Source organism: Flavobacterium sp. MEB061, from assembly GCF_000834715.1.
Classification (GTDB): domain Bacteria; phylum Bacteroidota; class Bacteroidia; order Flavobacteriales; family Flavobacteriaceae; genus Flavobacterium; species Flavobacterium pectinovorum.
The window spans coordinates 561,883-585,121 of record NZ_JXQR01000074.1; the positions used below are offsets into that span (position 1 = coordinate 561,883).

Annotated in this window: 17 protein-coding genes; 9 read left to right on the top strand and 8 right to left on the bottom strand. The window is 34.5% G+C overall.

What is annotated here, in order from left to right; all coding sequences use genetic code 11:
• Nucleotides 1-110 precede the first annotated feature (110 nt).
• Nucleotides 111-473 carry a hypothetical protein gene (locus RT99_RS23635; protein WP_042567167.1) on the top strand — a complete coding sequence of 121 codons (363 nt, stop codon included), beginning with the start codon at nucleotides 111-113 and terminating at the stop codon, nucleotides 471-473.
• A gap of 82 nt (nucleotides 474-555) precedes the next feature.
• Here the strand turns inward: RT99_RS23635 and RT99_RS23640 are convergent, their stop codons facing one another.
• The 8 genes from RT99_RS23640 to RT99_RS23675 form a co-directional block, all read right to left on the bottom strand.
• Complete coding sequence (locus tag RT99_RS23640; RefSeq protein ID WP_042567168.1) at nucleotides 556-1,980, bottom strand: SusD/RagB family nutrient-binding outer membrane lipoprotein; 1,425 nt, start codon at nucleotides 1,978-1,980, stop codon at nucleotides 556-558.
• Between the two features lie 12 nt (nucleotides 1,981-1,992).
• Nucleotides 1,993-5,190, bottom strand: coding sequence for a SusC/RagA family TonB-linked outer membrane protein (locus RT99_RS23645; protein ID WP_042567169.1), 3,198 nt, complete (start codon nucleotides 5,188-5,190; stop codon nucleotides 1,993-1,995).
• A gap of 797 nt (nucleotides 5,191-5,987) precedes the next feature.
• Nucleotides 5,988-8,930, bottom strand: coding sequence for an Ig-like domain-containing protein (locus RT99_RS23650; RefSeq protein ID WP_042567170.1), 2,943 nt, complete (start codon nucleotides 8,928-8,930; stop codon nucleotides 5,988-5,990).
• Between the two features lie 366 nt (nucleotides 8,931-9,296).
• Complete coding sequence (locus tag RT99_RS23655; protein WP_042567171.1) at nucleotides 9,297-11,459, bottom strand: xanthine dehydrogenase family protein molybdopterin-binding subunit; 2,163 nt, start codon at nucleotides 11,457-11,459, stop codon at nucleotides 9,297-9,299.
• Between the two features lie 27 nt (nucleotides 11,460-11,486).
• Complete coding sequence (locus tag RT99_RS23660) at nucleotides 11,487-12,101, bottom strand: hypothetical protein (protein WP_042567172.1); 615 nt, start codon at nucleotides 12,099-12,101, stop codon at nucleotides 11,487-11,489.
• Nucleotides 12,102-12,123: 22 nt separating this feature from the next.
• Nucleotides 12,124-12,591, bottom strand: a complete 468-nt coding sequence (locus RT99_RS23665) for a (2Fe-2S)-binding protein (RefSeq protein ID WP_042567173.1) — start codon at nucleotides 12,589-12,591, stop codon at nucleotides 12,124-12,126.
• A gap of 147 nt (nucleotides 12,592-12,738) precedes the next feature.
• Entirely contained in the window at nucleotides 12,739-13,722 is a 984-nt protein-coding gene (locus RT99_RS23670) for an aldo/keto reductase (RefSeq protein ID WP_042567174.1), read from the bottom strand.
• 20 nt (nucleotides 13,723-13,742) lie between these two features.
• The gene (locus RT99_RS23675; protein WP_042567175.1) at nucleotides 13,743-14,195 is read right to left on the bottom strand and encodes a nuclear transport factor 2 family protein; all 453 of its coding nucleotides are present in this window, start codon (nucleotides 14,193-14,195) and stop codon (nucleotides 13,743-13,745) included.
• A 338-nt stretch (nucleotides 14,196-14,533) separates the two neighbouring features.
• Between RT99_RS23675 and RT99_RS23680 the strand changes: the two genes are divergently transcribed.
• The 8 genes from RT99_RS23680 to RT99_RS23715 all read left to right on the top strand — a co-directional run bounded on the left by RT99_RS23680 (nucleotide 14,534) and on the right by RT99_RS23715 (nucleotide 23,207).
• Nucleotides 14,534-15,445, top strand: a complete 912-nt coding sequence (locus RT99_RS23680; RefSeq protein ID WP_042567176.1) for an AraC family transcriptional regulator — start codon at nucleotides 14,534-14,536, stop codon at nucleotides 15,443-15,445.
• Between the two features lie 244 nt (nucleotides 15,446-15,689).
• Nucleotides 15,690-17,603, top strand: a complete 1,914-nt coding sequence (locus RT99_RS23685; RefSeq protein ID WP_042567177.1) for a hypothetical protein — start codon at nucleotides 15,690-15,692, stop codon at nucleotides 17,601-17,603.
• Between the two features lie 157 nt (nucleotides 17,604-17,760).
• Nucleotides 17,761-18,093 carry an import component protein gene (locus RT99_RS23690; protein WP_042567178.1) on the top strand — a complete coding sequence of 111 codons (333 nt, stop codon included), beginning with the start codon at nucleotides 17,761-17,763 and terminating at the stop codon, nucleotides 18,091-18,093.
• Nucleotides 18,094-18,170: 77 nt separating this feature from the next.
• Nucleotides 18,171-18,929 (top strand): hypothetical protein, encoded by a 759-nt coding sequence (locus tag RT99_RS23695; protein WP_042567179.1) that lies wholly within the window; start codon nucleotides 18,171-18,173, stop codon nucleotides 18,927-18,929.
• 121 nt (nucleotides 18,930-19,050) lie between these two features.
• Nucleotides 19,051-19,590, top strand: a complete 540-nt coding sequence (locus tag RT99_RS23700; protein WP_131494947.1) for a hypothetical protein — start codon at nucleotides 19,051-19,053, stop codon at nucleotides 19,588-19,590.
• A gap of 242 nt (nucleotides 19,591-19,832) precedes the next feature.
• The gene (locus RT99_RS23705; protein WP_042567181.1) at nucleotides 19,833-20,651 is read left to right on the top strand and encodes an alpha/beta fold hydrolase; all 819 of its coding nucleotides are present in this window, start codon (nucleotides 19,833-19,835) and stop codon (nucleotides 20,649-20,651) included.
• A 298-nt stretch (nucleotides 20,652-20,949) separates the two neighbouring features.
• Nucleotides 20,950-21,582, top strand: a complete 633-nt coding sequence (locus RT99_RS23710) for a response regulator transcription factor (RefSeq protein WP_042567182.1) — start codon at nucleotides 20,950-20,952, stop codon at nucleotides 21,580-21,582.
• Between the two features lie 533 nt (nucleotides 21,583-22,115).
• Nucleotides 22,116-23,207: an exopolyphosphatase gene (locus RT99_RS23715; protein ID WP_042567183.1), complete on the top strand. Its 1,092-nt coding sequence runs from the start codon at nucleotides 22,116-22,118 to the stop codon at nucleotides 23,205-23,207.
• Nucleotides 23,208-23,239: the final 32 nt, after the last annotated feature.

The following is a 23,239-nucleotide window of genomic DNA, read 5'->3' on the forward strand; positions in this document are numbered from 1 at the left end:
CTTTTCCATATATAAATAACCCTAAGTTTGATTGTTTATTCTCTATATTTTATTCAAATTTGCACCTCAAAATAACTCAGAAAACGCTAATTTCAGCATCAATAAATATAATGACAGTACAAGATTTAACAGGCAGTTATTCCATTTCCGGGAGTAATCAGGATCAGAGTCAGGAAATAAACTATAAAGGAATTTTGAATTTGTCTTTGGATGAAAATAACCGAATTGTTGCGCTGTGGCTTATTAACGATACGCAGCAGCAAAAGGGACACGGTTTCTTTAAAGACAATATTTTAGTTATTAATTTTAGCTATAAAGGTGATGACAGGAAAACCTACAAAGGTGTCGCCGTTTATCGTTGTATAACCAAAGATGTACTGGATGGCTTTTGGTCAGAAAAACACGGAAATCCATTGTATTTAGGAACCGAACATTGCTTAAGGATTAAAAGTACTGAAAAACTAAGTTCATAATATAAAAAAAGCTAAATCTTTCGATTTAGCTTTTTCATTTTCAATAAATAGCATTCATTTATAAAATACTATTTATGCTTATTTATTTGGCATCAAACCATAGTTTTGTAGTAAGCAAATCTTTTCCCTGAACAGATATTGCGGCCTGATAACTATTTCCGTTTAATGACTGCTCTGTACCCGGATAGAAGAAACGCGAAGGAATCTGTCCATCCAAAACTGTAGCCGGGCCGGCTGTCAATACCGGATAATCAAGTCTTCTCCATTCTGCAAAAGCGTCAAGACCTTGTCCAAAAAATGCAATCCATTTTTGTGTACCTATCGATTTGGCATAATTTGCAGCATCGTACTGCACCGTTGGCTGATTAAGATAATTTGAAATAACGGTTGCATCGGTAATACCAAACTGATTGAAAGATGCTGTAATTGCATTTTTATATAACTGCTCTGCATCTCCGGCAATATAACCGCGTGCTGCCGCTTCTGCAAGATTAAAAAGTGTTTCTGAATAAGAAACAAATACAGCCGGCGATGCCGAAGTTAGAAAATAAGTTCCCGGTTTTGATGTTTTGGCAAAACCCTGACTATTAGCATCACTGTTTGATAATCCATTGGCTCCTCCAACGTATTTACCTACGCTGGCGTCTGATGGTAATTGAGCAAAAACAGCTAAGCGCGGATCTGAGAACTCATATAATTTATCGACCATTGTTTTTGAAATACGAAAATCATCGCGTGTTTCAAACCAGGCTGATGCTGGATTTTGCTGAGGTGAACTAGTGTAAACAAACCTAAAGATTTCGCTATTATTGCTAATTACTCCTGCCGGATCTGTTGTTGCTTCAATCGCAGCTTGTTTTGCCAACACAGGTTCTTTATCAGCAATTTTCAACGCTATACGCAAACGAAGTGAGTTTACCAGTTTTTTCCATTTTAAGACATCTCCTTTATAAGCTAAATCTCCGGTTACTGTACCATTTGCTGTAGCCAGTAAAGACTGGGCTTGTTTTAAATCCTCAAGTAATCCTGTATATACTTCTTTTTGAGTATTATATGCCGGTGTTACTTTCAAACCTGCCTCTTTGTAAGGAATGCTTCCATAAGCATCTGTTAACAATAAAAATGTCCATGAACGCAGCGTTAATGCAATTCCTTTATAATTTGAATTTGCCTGTGCATCCGGAAAATTTATAATCGTGTTCAAATCGGTAATCAAAGTCGAATAACCTTTATCCCATAAAGTTGTGAAAGAAGCATTAGATACATCGTATCTGTCCGGTTCAGTATATTGGATTTTAGCCCAATGCTGAACAAATAATAAAGACGAGTTAAAGTTATTAACGTCTCCCCAATATAAATCAGCTCCCTGTTTTAATGTTCCTGTTAACAGGTAAGGCGCTAATGGTGTTTCGGTTGCATTTGGATTTTTATTAATATCATCCAATGTATCGCTGCAAGAACTAAATGTCAATGCAAAAAGCGTTATATAGGCTATTTTTTTTAGCATGATTGCGTGTTTTTAAAATTTAAGATTAACATTAAGGCTGAAATTTCTCGTTGTTGGCAAAGATAAACTCTCCAATCCCTGAGCATTTCCGGTATTAAAAGCTGTTTCCGGGTCAATATTCGGTACATCTTTATAAATAAACAACAAATTACGACCTACTGCAGTAATACTGGCTCCATCTAATCCCAGCTTTCTTGCAAATTTTTTATTGAAATTGTAAGCTAATTTTATCTCTCTTAGTTTCACATAAGTTGAACTATAGATATAAGCTTCGCTAATATTGTATGATGCTTTGTAATATTCCTGTGCACTAAGAACTGAAGTGTTTGGAGTTCCATCTGCATATACTCCTTTAAAAATCATTCCATCATCATATATTACTGCTCCTGATGGTGCATTACCGCCTGAAACCAGGGTTTTCGTATTTGTTGTACCAGTTGTCGCTACATAATAATTTAATCCGCCATTGGCAGCATCACGACCCGGAAGCGTTTCTGCTAATACACCTGTATAAGTACCCGTTCTGTTAGTTCCTGAGAAAATCTCACCACCTACACTGGCATCAACAAGAAATGAAAGTTCAAGATTTTTGTAAGTCAATGTGTTAGTTACACCAGCTAAATAATCTGGAGTGTAATGTCCTAATACTCTCTTTGTTGGATCAGCTTTTGGCAATCCATTTGCTCCTACTACTATATTTCCGTTTGCATCGCGCTCATAAGCTGTTCCGTAAAGTGCTCCGTAAGCCTGTCCTACAGATGCTAGTACATCAACACCTCCTGAAGAACCAATTGTGTAGTTTTTAATGCTTCCTTCATAATCAAGAATCTCTACTTTGCTTATATTTCTTGAGTAGTTTCCAGCAATATTCCATTTAAAGTTTTCAGTTTGAACAGGAGTTCCGTCCAATTGAATTTCGATTCCTCGGTTGTTAATTTTACCTGCGTTGATTAACTGAGAAGTATAACCACTCGCAGCAGTTGTTTTAATCTCCAGAATCTGATCAAAACTATTTGTGTTATAGTAAGCAAAATCAAAATGCAGTCTGTTTTTCCAGAAAGAAGCTTCTAAACCTAATTCGGTAGAGCGTGTTGTTTCCGGTTTCAGGTTCTCGTTAAGTTTCTTTTGTGAAGAAGTTTGAATCGGATTTCCGTCGAATGCCGTTTGGAAATTATAAACCGTAGATAATTGATACGGATCTGCATCATTACCAACTTCAGACCATCCACCACGTACTTTTAAGAAATCAAGTGTGTTACTTTTTAAATTAAAAGCATCAGAAACTACGAAACTACCATTAAAAGAAGGATAAAAATAAGAACGGTTGTTGCTTGGTAATGTAGACGACCAGTCATTACGTGCCGTTACATTTAAGAATGCATAATTTTTATACCCAAATTGTGCAGAAGCATAAGCACTATAAACTCTCAATCTTGATAATGTGTTTGATGACGTTAATGGATCTCTTGAATTCGTCAGCGTATACAAATCAGGCACAGCCAAACGTGGTGCTTTTTGATAATTGTTTGCATCGCTGTGATTACGAATATTGAATCCAGCAAGAGCATCTACACTAAAATCATCGTTTAGTTTTTTAGTATAAGTAAAAATACCCTCTGTATTTTGCTCATTTACAGTGTAAGCATCTTCAGCATACGATCCAAAAGGAGTTCCGTTTGTACCATATTTAATCTCGTATTTTCTACGATCGTTATAATAATCAACTCCGGTACGGAATCTAAAATTAAGTCCTTCGGCAAGTTTTGCATCCAAATGAATATCTCCAATTAAACGATTACGCTGTTGGCTTGTAGTATTGTAATACGCATTCCAGTATGGATTGCTATAATAGCTGTTGTTCCAGTTAACATCTCTGTTATTTCTAAGTGCATTGATATCTACCTGACGTCCGAACCAAAGAAACTGAAGCATTACACCCGCAGCACGGTTACCAGAAGGACCACCCGGAAGTGCCGGAGCATCGGTAACAATATAATTTCCTGTTACCCCTACTTTTATACTTTCAGATATTTGATAATTAGAATTAATAGTAAAGTTTGTTTTATTTACTTCACTATTAGGCACTATTCCGGTTTGTTTTTGATTGTTTATTCCCAAACGGAAATCCGATTTTTCGTCTGATTTTGCTACAGAAACACTATTTTCATAAGTAATACCAGTATTAAAAAAGTCTTTCACATTATTAGGATGAGCCACAAAAGGCACAGCTACACCATTTGAATTAAATTGAGGAATCAAACGTCCGTCCATTTTAGGACCCCAGCTTTCATCAACACCATCGTTAATACCACCACCTTTACCATCTACATAACTGAATCTTCCATTTGATCCTTGTCCAAAAGTATTTTGAAAGCTTGGCAATGTAGCCACTTGAGAAATAGTGATTCCTGAACTAAAGCTTATACCCAGTCCTTTTTGATTTTTTCCTGATTTTGTAGTAATCAAAACAACACCATGCGCCGCACGCGATCCGTAAAGGGCTGCCGCATTCGGGCCTTTCAATACTGTTAATGTTTCAATATCATTTGGATTTAAATCGGCAATTGCGTTTTTGAAATCTCGGGAAGCATTTACACCACCTGAGCTGCTAAATTGCGTGTTATCTACCGGAACTCCATCTACCACAAACAAAGGCTGGTTATTTCCGCCAATAGATGTTTCACCACGAATAATGATACGTGAAGATCCCATATCACCCTGTGAATTTGTAATACGTACTCCGGCTAATTTACCGGTCATACTATTTAAAAAATTGGTTTCTTTTGTATCTGATAAATCCTTGTTTTTAAGCGATTGAGTAGTATAACCTAAAGATTTTTTTTCTTTTGTAATACCAAGTGCGGTAACCACTACTTCTGATAAGGCATTTTCTTGCTGTGTAAGTTCAATAACAACTGAATTTGCATTTACTACCACTTCCGTTTGTTTATATCCCATGTAACTTACTACAAGAGAATAAGGAAATTTTTGTCCGGTTTGGAAATAAAACTTCCCATCAAAATCTGTCTGAACACCGTGTGTAGTACCTTTAATGTTTACTGAAGCACCAATAACAGGGTCTTTTGTAACCGCATCCACTACAATTCCTTCGAGTTTTGACTGAATTAAGGGTTTGGTCTCCTGGGCATTGACACCAATAGAAATCAACAAGATGCATGACCATGCATATCTATATAATATTTTTTTCATTACTTAGTTTTAGTTTGAATAAGGTGAGCTGAAAATTTAAATCATTAGCTTTCCTTATAGAGATGTACAATTTATTTAAGCTTCACCATTTCTGTTGCAGCAGAAACAGTTTCTTTTTTTTATCTACAACACATTCGTTTTTTCATTTTACTTATTTTTTTGATTATTATTCTTTTTAATTTTTTTTGATAGATTTCAACCTCAAGAAATTTTAGGATGCATCTTTTAAAAAATTGTATTATTTAAAAGCTAAAGAATTTTTAACAGCAAAAAACCATAATGTTTAAATACCCAAAATGATCTGTTCTTGTTCAAATAAATGTATTCGAAAGTCCTTAACAGCTGTGTTTATTACCTTAGTTTAAATTCTACCAATTTGATAGAACAAAAGTAAATTAAAAATATTAACTCAAAAAGTTTAAGCATAACTTTTGCAAAAAAAATGTTAATTAAAAGTTTAGTAAAATTTTAATTATCTATAAACAAAGCAGTTAACGTCTTACCGTTTTCTTAAATCCATTAAGATTTTTCCTAAACAAATGAAAAATCAATGCAAATATTACCGTTTTTCGGAGCTGTTTTACTAGCTCATTACCTATGAAATGGGACTTTTTCTACTTCTTTAGCAATAAAAAAAGCGATTTGTTGTAGTAAGATTTTAAAAATAATAAAGTCGTTTCATATTATAATTGAAACTAAAATAGACTAAGGCAATAAACAAAAATGCCAGATCTTTTGATCTGGCATTTCTTATCTCTGTTGAGACTATTTAAAATTCTAATCAGTTTTTTCGATTATCATTTTACAATCAGTTTTTTAGAAACATTAAAATCATTAGAATTAATTGTAACAACATAAATTCCTGAAGCTAAATTATGATTGATTTTTGCAGATGTATTCAGTTGGTTTATTAAAACCTTTCTTCCGTTTATATCCGTAACGGTTAGTGTTGCGGTGTCACCTGCTTTTAATTCCGGAAAAACAATATTAAATTCTTTGTTTACAGAAGGATTTGGATAAATACTTACCAGGTTATTTTCTACTGTTATTTCTGCATCATTGATTTTTTTCGCCGTCGAAGTACTTTGAAATTGCCATTGTGCGCTTTCCCAATTGTTTTGTCCTCCGGCATATTGAGCAGAACCATTCAGGTTTTCAATATGAATCATACTTCCGGTCTGCCATCTGTTTTTAATTCGAACAAAAGTACCATCCACATTTTCGCTTAACCATTGAGCACTCATCCAGTCAGATCCTGCAGTGCTACATTGTACGGCTCCTGTTAAGTTTTCAATGTGCATTATATCACCCGTACCTACATTTTTTAATACAAAATAAGTGGCGTCGACAGCTACTTTTTCCCATTTGTAATTGTTGTTGGCAACAGTTGCGCCATAACCTACATTGGCACCGGCATCGTATAAATAATTATTTGTCCATCTGTTTTTAATTGTAAAGTAGTTTCCTGTTGCTGTACTTACAGTAATTGTTGTCGTACTTGTTTTATTTCCGCTCGCAGTGGTTACCGTAATTGTTGCAGTTCCGTTTGAAATTGCCGTTACCAATCCTGAAGCATTAACCGTTGCAACGCCCGTATTGTTTGAAGCATATGAAACAGATTTATTAGTTGCATTAGACGGAAGAATTGTTGGCGTTAATTGCTGTGTCGATCCAACTGATAATGATGCTGATGCCGGACTAAGACTCACACTTGTCACGGCTACATTTGATGAAGTTACCGTTATTGCAGAAGTAGCAATTTTTGCACCATCCTGAGTTGTAACGGTAATCGTTGCAGATCCCGCAGCAATTGCAGTAACTAAACCCGAACCATTTACGGTTGCAACCCCAGTATTATTAGAACTGTAAGTCACTGTTTTGTTTGTTGCATTTGCCGGAGCAACTGTTGGTGTTAATTGTTGTGTCGCGCCAACGCCTAAAGTAGCTGTCGACGGTGTAACCGATACTCCTGTAACCTCAATAATTGGTGTTCCTGAACAGCTTGTACTTTGTGTCCACGAAAATGTACCAATAGCACTAATTTCCTGATCAGTCGTTGCATTACCGCCTCTGTTAGAATAATTCATATTACAATAAGTTCCGTTTCCGGCAGGAAAACCAGCTATAAGTACAAAATAGCCTCTGCCCCAGTTTCTGTTAAGGGCATTATTGTTTGGAAATTCTTTACCAGTTCCGTTAACGGTTATATCTTTAAAACTAAGATTATAAATACCATCGCCAGATCTTTTACTTATCGAAATAGCATCATTTCTTGAATCTAAAATATCAATATTGTACAACTGAACATTTTTAACCTGAGTTCCGGCATTCGTAGCACTAAAAATATCTACCGCAGCTACAGGATTGTTGTAAGTATCATTAAAAGTTCCGCATGTTGATACCGTAATATCGTGTATTTCGTGAAGTCCGTCATTGTTAAATGGCGCTCCGGGAAAATTATTACTCACTCTGATTCCTGCTTCCAGATTGTCTTTTATAATCAAATTATAAGCTTTGTTATTTTTTCCGCCATAAATAGCTAAACCACAGGCACGCCAACAGTTTTCGGAAGTATTGTATCTAAAAGTATTGTTGATACATTCCAATCCATCTGCAGACCAGATTGCCTGATCATCATCTCCATTATTTCTAAAACTGCAATGTTCAACGATAGAGTTTGCCGTTCCTTTACAAAGATTAATTCCATCAGCATAATTATTTCTAAAACGGCAATGCGATACTGTAAATCCATCAGCAATTGCAGGTCCTCCTGTATTGTATTGTGCAATCCAGGCACCGCATTCAAAATGTTCTGCCCAAATATTTTTTACAATTGAAGAAGATGTAAAAACCCCATTTATCGCTTTATAAGAATTACTTCTCGAAGTAGAATTTGTCGTTAAATAAAGATCTGTAAACGAAATTCCCGCTGCATTTGCACGCAATCCACCGTTTAAACTGCTGGTATTGGTAAAATTAATTTGCGTATACCACATTCCCGCGCCTATTAATGAAGTATTGGCAGTGCCAAAATACAACTCGCGGTTTACATTATAAACTCCGCCTGGAATAAATATTTTTTTACCGCCGTTTGCATCAATAAAGGTTTGAAGATCGCTTCCGTTTCCGGTATACGTTACCGAACCTGTTGGTGCTGTAAGAGCGGTGGGAACTGGTTCCATCTCAGCAAAATCTACATGCACATTCCCAGATTCTCTAACCAGTTTTAAAGTTCCCGATGCCGAAATTTTAGCCGGAAGTTTATAACGTACTTCATCAAATCGCATTCTTGGGTTTTGATTCGTGATTCCGTTATTATTGGGATTTCCGTTGCTCCACAAATATTCCCACGACCAGGTTGAAGTCAAAGTTAGCGTGGTAATTTTTGTGTTCCCATTGTAAACACCCAAAGTAGCCGATTGTCCGTCGGGAACGCTGTAACGAATAACAAGTCCATCAGCAGCTTCTGTAAGCGTCCATTGCACTGTGGCATTCGTAGCAGACATATTCACGCATTGCTGGTCTGTAGCTTCAGACTGAAGATCTGACTGAATGTATGACTTTGAAGTAGTTGAAGCGCCATTCGACAATTGTCCTGCGTTTGCTTCGTACCTTTTATATGGCGCATCATAATAACCGCGCTGTGCATATAAATTTGAGGTTAAGAGAATGAAAAAAATCCATACGATATGGAAATATTTTTCTCTTTTTAAAAAAGTAAAATGTAATTGATTGTTCATAATCTGTGGTTTTAAATTAGTAAGGTAGTTCCTAAAAAAAGAACATAACGAAACTAGATTTAAAAAAGAGATTATAAAAAAGATATGTTAAAAATCAAGATTCTAACGATATTTAGTACATACTAAAATACTAATAATCAGGATATTAAATTTTAAATTTAAATAAAAAATCAAGAATATGTATAGATGGGAAGTTTGTAATTTAAACCGCCAATAATAAGAATATGGAAAAATTTTAACATCGAAATTGAGATATTATCTCTTTATAAGTAATTACATAAAATTTTAACTTGAAAACTAAATAAAAAAATCCCACTTCAATTGAAATGGGATTCTATAATTGTAGAATCTAAAGCCCGTAACTTTTTAAACTTCAGAAAGCTTAAACGGTAAAGTCCTGATTCGTTTTCCCGTTAGATCAAAAATGGCGTTGGTTAAAGCTGGAGCAAAAGGCGGAAGTCCGGGTTCTCCAACTCCACCGGCATCTTCTTCGTTATCTATAATATATACTTCTATAGGCGGAATTTCGTTAATTCTTGGCAATGGATAATCATAAAAATTATGCTGTTCTACAACATTATCCTTAAATGTAATTTGATGCGTAGTCGCTGCACCCAATCCCATGACAATTGAACCTTCGACCTGAGCGTGAATGATGTCGGGATTTACATACCAGCCACAATCCATTACAGCCCAGACTTTATCGATTTTCACACCACCATGAAAGTTTTTAGAAACTTTGACAACATGACCAACAGTTGAGTTAAAACATTCTGTAATGGCAACACCAAAACCTTCATTTTTTGACCGATTTTTCCAGCCTGATACTTCTTCCATTTTATCAATTAACTTTTGACAGCGCTCTTCCTGCAAATGTTCGCGACGGAAATCTAAGGGATCTTTTTTAGCTTCGTATGCCATTTCATCAATAAAACTTTCATAGGCAAATCCGTTTGTAGACGCGTATACAGATCGCCAGAAGCTTGTAGGAATCGTAGTTTCAAAAAGAACATCACTAATGCTTAAGTTTTTAATGCTTTCGTAATATGGTTTCAAAAATCCCTCGCTTGTACTTCGGTTGGGTTCTGTTTTTGAGCCTCCACGCCAGTGATCATTATTTTGACCCGCCATTCTAAATTTTAATGCATCAATTTTTCCATCGGCAATTGTTCCTTCACAGCGGTACGAAATCCCGGGGCGAAATGGTCCTAAAGTAGCATCATCCTCACGTGTCCAGACAACCTGAACCGGACCACCCAATATTTTTGAAATGCCAACAGCCTCGCTTGGGTAATCGATCATCGCTTTTCTTCCAAAACCGCCTCCAAGAAAAGTCATGTTCACAATTACTTTTTCTTTATCAATTTTAAATTGTTTACTTATATCGTCCTGAATCCAACCCGGAGCTTGTATTGGTCCCCAAATTTCAATCGAATCTTTTTTATAATGCGCAATGCAGTTTATCGGTTCCATAGCAACGTGTGACTGATACGGCGTTTGGTAAACTACATCTAATTTTTTAGTTGTTTTTGATAATATTTCAGTTGGATTTCCCTGTGTTTTAAGCGGCATTCCTTCCTGAGTTTTCAATAATTTATTTTGAGTTTCAAATATTTCCGGAGTACTCCAATGTTTAAAACCACTTGTATCCCACTCTACTTTTAAGGCTTTTCTTCCCTCAAGTGCTGCCCAGGTCGAATCAGCAATTACGGCAACGCCTTCACGGATGTATTCGTAATAGCCCATATTTACTTTAAAAACGCGTTTTACACCCGGAACTTTTAATGCCTTACTCGCATCAAAGCTTTTTACTTTTCCAAAATAACGAGGGTCGCGTTCTACCGAAGCAAACAACATTCCCGGAATTCTTTTGTCTAGTCCGAAGATTAATGAACCATTGGTTTTTAATGGCGTATCGATTCTTTTGAGCGGTTTTCTAATTAATTTGTATTCTGATATTTTCTTTAGTTTTGGTTCTTTTGGTGCCGGCAATTTTGAAGCAGCTACGGCAAGTTCACCATAATGTGCTTTTTTCCCGGATGGCTTATGAATGACATGTCCGGATTCGGCATAACAATCTACAACCGAAACATTCCATTTTGCGGCGGCTGCGGCAATCAGCATTTCTCTCGCAGTTGCACTTAATTTAAGCAGATTTTTATAAGAAGATCGAATTGTTGAACTTCCTCCGGTAACTTGTCCGCCGTATTTTTTTTCGTTTCCGATAGCGAAAATAACGTTGATATCTTTCATATCAACTTCTAATTCTTCTGCTACAATTTGCGGAACCGAATGATACGAACCTTGTCCCATCTCTGCCCTGTGATTCACAATAGTTACTTTTCCAGACGGATTGATAATAATCCACGGACATAATTCGATATCAGATTCGCTCAATTCAGAAGGTCGTACAAGCGTTGGAACTCCATCTGCAGGGAAATAAAAACCAAGACAAAGTGCCGCCCCTCCTAAACCCGTTAGTTTTAAAAAATTTCTTCTTGTAGTATCTACGTTGTTATTTTTAGTCATCAGATCATCATTAAAATTAAAGCAATACTATTTTGCAGGAGCATAAGCGCCGGTTTGAAGCCAGGTAATCCAGGCTTTTTTAAACTGTGCATGCGTTAAAGGCGGAACTGTTCTTCCTTTTCCGGGATTCCAGCCTGCTTTTACCAAACCATCATCTGCGTGAGCGATTAATTTTTCCAGGTCTTTATGTCCGTTAAGTTCAGGATTTACGAGCTGTTTGGCTAATTCGTGAGCCGTTTTACCTTCAAATACCATTTTCATATCAGCAGGCGGTAAATGCCATTCCGGGTTTCCGGGAGGCGTGTGTAATCCGGGACTATTTTCGGGTTGATGGCAATTGGCGCATTTCATCGCATATACGCCTTTTCCGTCTTTTCCTCGTTTAGGCTGCATGGTATGTACCACGCTATTATCGCCCTGAAGGGGAATATCGCCTTTTGGATGACAATTAAGACAACGCGGACTCATCAGTACTTTATAAACTTGTTTGAATGCCGCGACAGAGGCTACACTGTCTTTTTTTATCGGCGTAATGCCAATATATTCTTTTTCCGTTATCCGATGCATCGAAACGGTAAATGCCAGTCCAATAGTGGAAACCAGTATTATGGCTATCAATATAATTTTAGTTTTTGTCGACATAAGCTCTGTTTTATTTTCCCGATCAGATTTTATTTTTCTCCTGCATTTGTGAAGCAAGTTGTATGGCTTTGCGAATTCTTGGGTAAGTTCCGCATCTGCAGATATTTCCTGCCATAGCATCATCAATATCCTGATCTGTGGGGTTTGGGTTTTCGCGAAGCAAAACAGCAGCCGACATTATTTGTCCCGAATGACAATAGCCACATTGTGGTACGTCTATTTCCTGCCAGGCTTTTTGTGCCGGATGATCATTATTTTCAGATAATCCTTCTATAGTAACTACGTTTTTACCTTCGGCACGGCTCATTTTTGTAACACAAGAGCGTACAGCTTCACCATTTAGATGGACAACGCATGCTCCGCATTGTGCTACACCACAGCCAAATTTGGTTCCCGTTAAACCAAGTGTATCGCGTATTGCCCACAACAAAGGCATTTCGGGACTTACGTCAAGATTTTCGGTTTTGCCGTTTACAGTTAATTGTATCATAATAAAGTCTGATTTTTGGATTTACAATTATTTCGGTGAGGTTCTGTATTTCTAATTTACAAAAAAAACACAAGCAATTGGTTTTAATTATTTAATTCAAACAAAAGCTATTTCTTAAACGATAGCTAATAGTTTCAAAACCAATTTTTATTTCCCAACTCTATCCTGTAATTGCTGTGGATAACGTGCCCCAACAATTTCTATATTTTCAAGCGCTTTGTCAATATTATTTAATTCTTCTTTGCTTAAATGAATGGCTGCGCCTCCAATATTTTCTTCTAAACGATGCAGTTTTGTAGTTCCCGGAATGGGCACAATCCAAGGTTTTTGAGCCAAAAGCCAGGCTAAAGCAATTTGCGATGACGCTGCATTCTTTTCTGACGCGATTGATTTTACTAAATCAACCAAAGTTTGATTGGCTTTTCTGTTTTCTTCAGAAAATCTCGGAACAATGTTTCTAAAATCCGAAGCTTCAAATTTTGTTTCTTCATTTATGGCTCCGGTCAGAAACCCTTTTCCTAATGGGCTAAAAGGCACAAAACCAATTTCTAGTTCTTTCAGAGTAGGAATAATTTCTTTTTCAGGTTCACGGTAAAATAAAGAATATTCGCTTTGCAATGCTGCAACGGGCTGTACAATATGCGCTTTTCTAATCGTTTCTGCACCAGCTTCTGAAAGCCCAAAATGTTTTACTTTACCTTCCTGAATCAATTCCTTAACCGTTTCGGCAACTTCTTCAATTGGCACTTTCGGATCAACTCTATGCTGGTAAAACAAATCAATATAATCTGTTTTTAATCTTTTAAGTGATGCTTCAACAACAGCTTTTATTCTTGCCGGACTGCTGTCTAATCCTTTTTTAGAATCGCCATCCTGAAAACCAAATTTTGTAGCAATGACTACTTCTTTACGAAATGGCGCTAAAGCTTCGCCTACAATTTCTTCGTTTGTAAAAGGTCCGTAACATTCTGCTGTATCAAAAAAAGTAACACCCTTTTCATAAGCGGCTCTTATTAAGGCAATCGCTTCCTTTTTTTCTGTTGGTTTTCCGTAACCAAAACTTAATCCCATACAGCCCAAACCCAATGCAGATACTTCAAGTCCGTTATTTCCTAAAATCCTTTTTTCCATTTTCTTGATTTTTTAATGATCTATTTCAATTCTGTCTTTTCTGTCCATGTAAAATTGGACTGTCTTTTACTAATCAGCCAACTTCCTTTCTCGCGTGTATACTCATCGTGATATATTACGCCCATAGTTGTTTTCATCTTCTTTCCGTTTTCGTTCCCAATTAGTGTTACTGTGCAATAACTTATACCAGAGGCTTTGTCTCCGTCTAAAATAACAGTCTGTTGTCCGTTAATATGATAAACGATTTCAAATAAGTTTAGAAAATTTGAAAAGGCGCTCCCTATTTCATCCCTGCCTTTAAATTCACTGGTTACTTTACCGCCACTTTCAGATTGTACTATAGCATTTGGTGTAAAAAGCAAAACCTGACTCTTCACATCTTTTACATCTGCCAATACAGAAAAAGTATCTACAAGGTTTTTAATAGCCATTTTATCTTCTATTATTTGAAGTCTTTTGTCTGAATCTTTCATATTCTGCGCATTTAAATTGATAAAAGGGATTATCAAAATTAGTATTAAGGTTATTTTTTTCATGTAATTAATTTAGTTTGTAACAGTTTGCTCTTTGTGATTTTTCTACTTTTTTTCTTATATTTAATTCTTAGTATTTACTGATAATCAACATATTGCTGAAATAAATTTCACAACACATCATTTCAAGATATAAATAATTTCAAATTTCCGAAATACAAAGGTGTGGATACTTATATAAATTACTGTTTTACATACCATTATTACTGATTACGGATAAGCGATAGAAATTTTTACCCTTAAATCCTTTAATTTTGCAAATCAAAAAACAGGTAAACATGGACAAAGTGGTTTATTTTAATTCAGTTAGTGACTATAATACTGCCTGCGGTTTAAAAACGCTGCATCCGTTGATCAGTATTATTGATTTATCAAAATGTGAACCACGCAGCTATCTCGCAGGAACAACTGTAAAAATGAATTTTGGCATATATGCAATCTTCCTAAAAGATGTTGTATGCGGAGATATTCGATATGGCCGAAATTACTATGACTATCAGGAAGGAACCTTAGTTTTTATTGGCCCGGGACAATCGTGGGAAGTAGAATACGAAATGTCAAATTACCAGCCTCACGGGCATGTATTACTTTTTCATCCGGATTTGATACACGGAACTTCTCTTGGAAAAATCATAAACGACTATAATTTTTTCAGCTATCAAATGAATGAAGCCCTGCATCTTTCTGATAAAGAAAGACATATTATTATAGATTGTTTTGCAAAAATTCAGTTTGAACTGCAACAAACTATTGATAAACACAGTAAAAAATTGATCAGCGCCAATATTGAACTTTTAATCAATTACTGTGAAAGATTCTACGATCGCCAATTTATTACAAGAGATTACAGTAATAAGAGTATTTTGGAGCGTTTTGAACAATTAATTATTGATTACTTTAATTCGGATAAGCCTCAGAGTTTAGGACTTCCTTCTGTTGGTTATTGTGCTGAAAAACTGAATTTATCTGCCAATTATTTTGGCGATTTAATAAAAAAAGAAACCGGAATATCTGCCCAGGAACATATTCAATCTAAAATAATTCAAATAGCCAAGGAAAAGATTTTTGAATTTGACAGGTCAATCAGTGAAATAGCTTTTAATCTCGGATTTAAATATCCGCAACACTTTACCCGTTTATTTAAACAGAAAACCGGGATGTCACCAATGGAATACAGAAGTCTTAACTGATTTTTAAAGTTTCAATTATAAAAAAGCAATTTGTAATTCAATAAAATGATTTACAAATTGCTTTTGCTTTCTTATTTGTAGCTGTCTGTTATTTTTTGCTACACTATTTTTATATCTTTGGTTCTGATTCCAATCTTGAAATACAGATTATTTAGGGGTTATTATGATCCTAAATTGGAATTATTTCCATTAAAAAAACAAAGATTTTTTCTTCAAATACAATACCACCAATCGATCTGAAATTATGACTAAAAGCCTTCAGAACATTTTATATATCATCCTGTTCAGTTTCATTGTTACCCATATTTCGCATGCGCAAAAATCCAAAAAAGAACTGCTTAAATTAGTTGAACAATCAAATTTATCTCCCGAAGTAAAAGGCGATTACTTATGTCAACTCAGTTCCTGCTATAAAAAAACTGATAGTATTAAAGCGTATCACTATGCAAATCAAGCATTAAAACTGGCTCGTGAAAAAAACGACCTAAAAAGCCAGGCCATTGCTTATGAATCACTTTCTGACGTTGCAAGATTTCTGGATAATGTTTCGCTGCAAATCAAATATGCCGATTCCACTTCTACTTTAGCCACAGCATCAAAAGACGAAAAAGCCATCGCATACGCCAATTATGCCATTGCCTACAAAAATGAATTTATTGGAAATAAGGAGAAATACATTGAGTACATGCTAAAGTCATTGGCGTATTTTGAAAAAAACAAAATGCGATATGACAAACTGGTAAACGGATATGAAAATCTGGGTGCTTATTATATCGATCATAACGATCTTGTATTCTCTAAAAAATACAACAAAAAGGCTTTAGATTTGGCTTACGAAAGTAAAAATCAGGTTAATATTGCCAATGGTTTAACCAGTTGGGCGCTTTTTTTGGTAAGAGACGCAGAGCAAAAAACTCCTGCCGATCCGGATTTACTCAAAACTGCAGAAAACAATTACCTAAAAGCGATTGCAATATTCGAAAATGAAAAAAGAAAAGGAAATATTATTGGCTCTTACGGCAGAACCTGCTTAAATCTTACGAGCCTTTACTTGTATCATTTTTTTGAAACCGAACCCGAAAAAACGTTAGCACATTTACAGAAAACAGAAGCCGTTTGTCTCGAACTAAACGAGCCTATGCAGCTTATGGTGATGTACGGCCAGCAAGCGCAATTTTATACAAACTTAAATGATATACCCAATATCGAAAAGGTGTTGAAAAAAGTATCTGATATTATTGAAGAACATCCAAAGATAAACCCAAGATATTTTGCCCTGCTTTATAAAAACTATATGGATCTGGCTGAGATCAAAAATGATTTTGCTTCTTATAAAAAATACTTCAATCTGTATGACAAAGCGGTTGCAGTTATGATGGAAAAAGAAAACAGAGCCAGGGATTACAATGCTTCCGTTCGTTTTGAAACAGAGAAAAAATCACAGCAAATCCAATTGCTTACAGACAATCTTGAATCCAGAAAAAAGATAAACTATTTGTATACAGCGCTTGTTGTTCTGGTGTTTTTTATGCTTCTCTTTATGCTGCGTTCGTATCATTTTAGACAAAGATCTTATATAAAAACCAATCTTTTGCTTCAAAAAGCCAATGAAGAAGCTACTCTTTTATCCAAAATAAAAGAAGAAGAAGCGATGATTGCTTTACTGGAATCTGAATTAACAGAGAAAGAACTTCAAATTGCCATTCAGGAAAAGAAATTAAACGAACAGGAAAAGATAAAACTTCAGCAGGAATTAATGACTAATAACCTGCAGTTAGAAAAGAAAAATGAGATTTTAAAAGACATTCAGAATAAATTGTCAACGATGAAATCTGAGAAATCATCAGATATAAAAACAATCTCAAAAACGATCGACAAAAGCATGGAAGTTGATGATGAATTTGAGCTATTAAAAACAAGTCTGGCCAATACTAATCCTGTCTTTTTTTCGACCTTACAGGAAAAAGCTTCGGGCACCTTAACTAAACTGGATTTTAAATATTGCGGTTACATAAAATTAGGAATGAGTACCAAAGAAATTGCCAATCACATGAATATTGAAACCCAAAGCATGCGAATGGCCCGATACCGAATTAAACAAAAACTAAATCTGGACCGCGAAACTGATTTAGACACTTATATCACTTCTGTCCAGTAAAATCAACACTTACGGCGTTTTTTTATCTGTAAAATAATTTTCTTGTAGATACAAAATAGATACTCTATTGACCGTTGTAGATGGTTAGTATATACAAGATTTTATTTTTTTCATGATTACATGATTAGTTTTGAACTTGAATTTAAAACTAAAAATCATGAACAAAAAGACGCTTTCAATTATTTCGTACATTACTATTATCGGATGGGTTATTGCTTACGTAAACTACAATAAATTAACAGTTAAAGATTCTTTAACGAGATTTCATCTTAAACAAGGTTTAGGGATTGCTATTGTAGGGATTATAATTTCTGTTGCTTTAACAATTATTGCAACTGTAGTACCAGCGTTGGCAAGCATTTTAAGTTTGGTAAATCTTGTAGTTTTAGTATTATGGATCATGGGAATCATCAATGCTAATAATGAGCAGGAAATTCCGGTTCCTGTAGTGGGAAAATTATTTACTGATAAATTTGATTTCATCAAGTAATTACTAAACGCCAGTATGAAACCTACGTCTAATACTGGCTTTTACAGAATTTAAAGTTGCATAAAAAAATCAAAATCATGAAAAAATTCTATTATTTACTGCTTGTAGTTTCATTTTCAAATTTGGCAGTCGGTCAGGTTATTGATAATAATATTCAGGGATATTATCAGGCAAAATCGGATTCTAATATGTATTCTTTTTTTGAATTTGATGGCAACGGAAAAGTAAATATTACAGGAATCGGAACCGGTGATTATTTTACCAAAGGCGATTCGCTGATTGTATATCCTGATAAAAGCATTTTTAAATTTAAAATAAAAAACAACACCCTTGTTGGAGCTTCAAACTGGGTCGAAAATGAAACATGGATTCGAAAAGATACCATCGTAGCAAATAATCGAAAAAATGAAGCTTTGTCTAAAAAGAAAGCCGCTTTGCTGCATGAATATTATAAAATATCAAGCGAAAAAATGGCAATCGAAATAATGATGGACGACACTGCTGCCAAAGCAAAAAAAGAAAAAATCAGCAAACTTTGCAATGAGGGGTTAAGTAAAGCCTGTATGGATTATTTTGGAATCCTGCTTATTGAAGATCAGGGCATGGATGCTTTGCTAAATCCTGAAAAAAATACAAAACCAAAAACGCTGAATCCTGAAATTGTTTCCCTTGGAAATAAAATAATTTCGCAGGAGGAACCTGAAGGTTACACGCTTCTGGGAACTTATTATTATATCTTAGGTCAAAAGGAAAAAGCTGTAGAACAATGGAATAAAGGCGTTGATAAAGGAAGCCAGAAGTCTGCAATGGCTTTAATTCAAATTGAAATGGAATAATATAAGTTATTATGATAGAATTAATTACAATCATATTGCTATCAGTAATAAAATTTATTGTGAATCATTATTAAGTATACGCCATATAAAAGAGAAATAATTATAAAAAAAGAAAATGAAAATGAGAACAAAAAATATACTGATAGCATTTTTACTTTTAATCGTTTTGCAATCGTGCAAAATGGAAAATACGCCAGAAGAATATTTCGATATATCTGCCTTAAACACAAATTTATTTATGGAATTTGGTTCTAAGGATTTTGAAACAATGGAACAAAACAAAAACGCCAATCAGCTTATTGCTTTTGACGAAAAAGGAACGTTTCCGGCAAAATCTTATGAAGATCATATTTTGAGATTCAAGGTTGCCTATCTTAATCAATCTATAAAAAAGATCGAAGACCTAAAACCTACAGACGAAACCAAACCCATGATTGATGCTTCGCTTGATCTTTTTAATTTCGTGAAGAACAAATATGAAAATGATTATGTAAAAATTGCCCGTTTAATGGATAAAAAAGCACCAAAAGAAACGGTAGACAAAGCTATTGCAGATATGGAGGCTACCACATTTCCTGTTTTTGAGGCAAAATATAAAAAACTATGGGATCTTGCTTTGCCTTACGCAAAAGAGCACGGAATTGATGTGAAGACGTTTTAATTTTTTTGAATTTGTTTTTTAGACAGCCCATTTCTCGCGAAATGGGCTTTTTTGTTTATTTTCTAATTTTAAAAAAAAAACTTTTTATCCTCTAATTAAAAGTCTTTCAGTCATTTATAAAAAATTAAAAATGATTATATTTATTTCTTAATCTACATTAATCGACGCCCCGCTCCTGTCTCAATAAATTTGTATCAGAAATCAAAACAAATAAATAATAATTAATTTAAAACGAAAAAAAGATGAGCACATTTACAGTAAAAGACGGAACAGAGATTTATTACAAAGATTGGGGAAATGGACAACCAATTGTTTTTCACCATGGCTGGCCTTTATCAAGCGATGATTGGGATGCCCAAATGATGTTTTTCCTTAAACAGGGATATCGCGTAATTGCACACGATCGCCGCGGACATGGCCGTTCTGGTCAAAGTTCTGAAGGAAACAATATGGAAACATACGCATCTGATATCGCTGAATTGACCGCAGCTCTTGATTTAAAAAATGCTATTCACGTTGGTCACTCAACCGGTGGCGGCGAAGTAATACGATATGCTGCAAAATACGGAAAAGAACGTGTTGCAAAAGCTGTAATAATTAGCGCCGTAACACCAATAATGATACAATCTGAAACAAATCCGGAAGGTGTTCCATTGTCTGTTTTTGATGAAATAAGACAAGGCACAGGATTTAACAGAGCGCAATATTTTTATGATTTCCCGATACCTTTTTACGGCTGGAACCGCGAAGGAAAACAGATTCAGGAAGGTATTAAACACAATTGGTGGCGTCAGGGAATGATGGGGTCTGTATTGGCACATTATGAAGGCATAAAAGCTTTCTCTGAATCAGATTTTACAGAAGATCTTAAAAGCTTAGATATTCCTGTTTTGGTTTTGCACGGAGAAGACGATCAGATCGTGCCTTTTGATCAGGCACCAAGAGCGGCCAAACTTTTGAAAAATGGAAAACTAATTTCGTATCCGGGATTTCCTCACGGTATGCCAACTACAGAGGCAGAAACCATCAATAAGGATATTCTTGAATTTATCAAATTATAAGAAATCATAATATAAACTGAGTATAAAAGCCTTCAAAATCAATTGATTTGAAGGCTTTTACTTTTTGCTTAAATTAATAAAATTCTGGTTTATCGAAAAAATTTTGAAATCAAATCCATATGGAATATATTAAGAAATTGTAAATTTTCTAATTTTATTCTGCTTCTTTTTATTCCTTTATTCTATATTTGTTGTTTAACTTTACGACCACTTCCTTAAACAAAATTATAATTTCGGGTTTTGCCCGCTTTTTTTTCTAAAATTTATTTTTAGTTACAGGCAGTTTAATATAATAAAAATGAAGAAAGATTTAAGGATATTATTGGTCGATGATCATAGCGTAGTTCGACACGGAGTTTCAGTATTATTGAAAAAAGCCTTCGACGGCGTAACTGTAACACATGCTGATAGTTTTGAAGATTTACTCACTAAATTGAGTGAAAAACAGGATTTACTTTTTCTGGATATAAACCTTCCAGGGGGAAACAGCACCAAAATGGTTGAAGAAATCAGATCCAGCCACCCTAATCTATTGATAATGATGTTTTCGGCTTATGACGAGTCCCGATATGCTTTACGGTACATACATGCGGGAGCAAATGGTTTCTTAAATAAATACAGCAAAGACGAAGAGATTATTAAAGCCGTAAAATCGCTTCTTGAAACCGGAAAATACGTAAGTGATGTCGTTAAGGAAATAATCCTGGAGAATGCTTTATTAAAAAAACCAATCAATCCTTTAGAAAAATTATCCGACAGAGAAATTGAAGTGGCCGAACTTTTGGTAAACGGAGACGGAAACCTGGAAATTTCGAATAAATTAAACATTCAAATGTCTACCGTAAGTACTTTTAAAACGAGAATTTTTGATAAACTCGGCATCAATAATATCGTAAAACTGATTGAAATTTTGAATGTGTATAAAAATTAATTTTTCTTTTAATTTTAAAACATAATTACTTCCCAATTTTCCTTTTCCAAAATCTGAAAATTCACTTTTTTTTCAGTTCCGTATCTCAATTTTTTTTCAAAAAAATCTTACTTCTTACTACATTTTAATTTCTGAAGTTTCTTTTATTTTCACTATTTCCACGTTGTTTTCTTACCAAATATTTTGAAATTTTTCTCACTTCAAAAGAAATTATTACTACTTAACTTATAGAATAAAATTAGAGAATGAATGTAGAATTAATTCTACAAGCGATTTAAAATTTTGCTACAAATTTTTAAGTATTTAAAGATGACTTTTGCACGCTCTTTTATTCTAAAATATTACTACACTATTTTACTAAAAAAGTAAAATAGATGAGAGCATTATAGTTGCTGAAAATTATATAATTAGGACAGTTACAAACCAAACCAAAACTATTTATATCTAATTATCGAATTAATAAACCGTAATTAAAAAAATTACGTATTTGATTGAAATACAAAAGCGCTTAAAAAATTAACACTAAGAATAGTATGCAAAATAAATACTTTTTGAAAGCTTACTTTTTACTTTTTATTCTTTTCATTTCTTTTGGGGCATTTGCTCAGGATAGTCGTTATGCGGGAATTGAAATTGGAAGTAAGGGAATCAAAATTTCGATAATCGATGTAAATAATATTAAAAAAGGAGATTATGATATATTGGGATACTGGACAGAAAATGTTGGTATAGCCCGAAGTATCGCTATTGATGGCAATCTTGCTATAGAGGACATAGAAAAGGCCGGATCTGTGGTTTTAGAAAATCTTCTGAAAATTAAAAGCAAATACGGTGTAACTGATGAAAATATTTATGTTGTAGCTTCTTCCGGAGTTGCACTTGCCGCTAATAAACAAACCTTAATTGATAAAATAAAAGCAGTAACGAACAAAGATCTTGATTTTATTACTGCCGAGACAGAAGGCAAAATGCTTTTAAAAGGTTCTATTCCGCCCTCTGATTATCAGGATTCCATTGTTCTGGATATAGGCGGTGGTAACACAAAAGGCGGATATGTTGATGTACTTAACGGCAACAAATTTGAGTTTTTTCCTTTAAAATTAGATTACGGTACTATTACTCTTACGGAAGCAATTAATAAAACGATTGTAATTCCGAGAGAAACAAATGATATGCAGGTATACAAAGAAAAATCATTTGAATACTCGCCTGTTTTGAGAGAAAAAATTAGGGAAATGCTTAAAACTAAACCGATATCACTTCAAAAAAAGAAGATATACCTGTCTGGAGGAGCAATTTGGGCATTTGTAACTTTATACTACAATAGTAATAGCGACGATCATTTTCTGCCGTTAAAAATGGAAGACATTGTAAATTATGATGCTATTTTGAAAAACAATTTTCTTAAATACGAAAATTTAGCAAAAACCAGTAAAGAAGCAGATAAGGTTATAAACACGTACAGCCAGAAACATTTAATTTCAGCAAACAATATTTTAATTGCCTGCCTGGAAAGTATTCCTGATTTGAAATCAAAAAAAATCTATTTTGCCAAAGAAGGACAAATTGCATGGCTGGTTTCTTATGTTGTAGACCGTTCAAAAAAAATAAAAAATAATTTTTAGTCTCATAAAAAACAGCTTTCAAAAAAAAAAAA

Coding starts and splice junctions, on each gene's coding strand:
- RT99_RS23635 (WP_042567167.1), top strand. CDS start 111: ATGACAGTACAAGATTTAACAGGCAGTTATTCCATTTCCGGGAGTAAT.
- RT99_RS23640 (WP_042567168.1), bottom strand. CDS start 1,980: ATGCTAAAAAAAATAGCCTATATAACGCTTTTTGCATTGACATTTAGT.
- RT99_RS23645 (WP_042567169.1), bottom strand. CDS start 5,190: ATGAAAAAAATATTATATAGATATGCATGGTCATGCATCTTGTTGATT.
- RT99_RS23650 (WP_042567170.1), bottom strand. CDS start 8,930: ATGAACAATCAATTACATTTTACTTTTTTAAAAAGAGAAAAATATTTC.
- RT99_RS23655 (WP_042567171.1), bottom strand. CDS start 11,459: ATGACTAAAAATAACAACGTAGATACTACAAGAAGAAATTTTTTAAAA.
- RT99_RS23660 (WP_042567172.1), bottom strand. CDS start 12,101: ATGTCGACAAAAACTAAAATTATATTGATAGCCATAATACTGGTTTCC.
- RT99_RS23665 (WP_042567173.1), bottom strand. CDS start 12,591: ATGATACAATTAACTGTAAACGGCAAAACCGAAAATCTTGACGTAAGT.
- RT99_RS23670 (WP_042567174.1), bottom strand. CDS start 13,722: ATGGAAAAAAGGATTTTAGGAAATAACGGACTTGAAGTATCTGCATTG.
- RT99_RS23675 (WP_042567175.1), bottom strand. CDS start 14,195: ATGAAAGATTCAGACAAAAGACTTCAAATAATAGAAGATAAAATGGCT.
- RT99_RS23680 (WP_042567176.1), top strand. CDS start 14,534: ATGGACAAAGTGGTTTATTTTAATTCAGTTAGTGACTATAATACTGCC.
- RT99_RS23685 (WP_042567177.1), top strand. CDS start 15,690: ATGACTAAAAGCCTTCAGAACATTTTATATATCATCCTGTTCAGTTTC.
- RT99_RS23690 (WP_042567178.1), top strand. CDS start 17,761: ATGAACAAAAAGACGCTTTCAATTATTTCGTACATTACTATTATCGGA.
- RT99_RS23695 (WP_042567179.1), top strand. CDS start 18,171: ATGAAAAAATTCTATTATTTACTGCTTGTAGTTTCATTTTCAAATTTG.
- RT99_RS23700 (WP_131494947.1), top strand. CDS start 19,051: ATGAGAACAAAAAATATACTGATAGCATTTTTACTTTTAATCGTTTTG.
- RT99_RS23705 (WP_042567181.1), top strand. CDS start 19,833: ATGAGCACATTTACAGTAAAAGACGGAACAGAGATTTATTACAAAGAT.
- RT99_RS23710 (WP_042567182.1), top strand. CDS start 20,950: ATGAAGAAAGATTTAAGGATATTATTGGTCGATGATCATAGCGTAGTT.
- RT99_RS23715 (WP_042567183.1), top strand. CDS start 22,116: ATGCAAAATAAATACTTTTTGAAAGCTTACTTTTTACTTTTTATTCTT.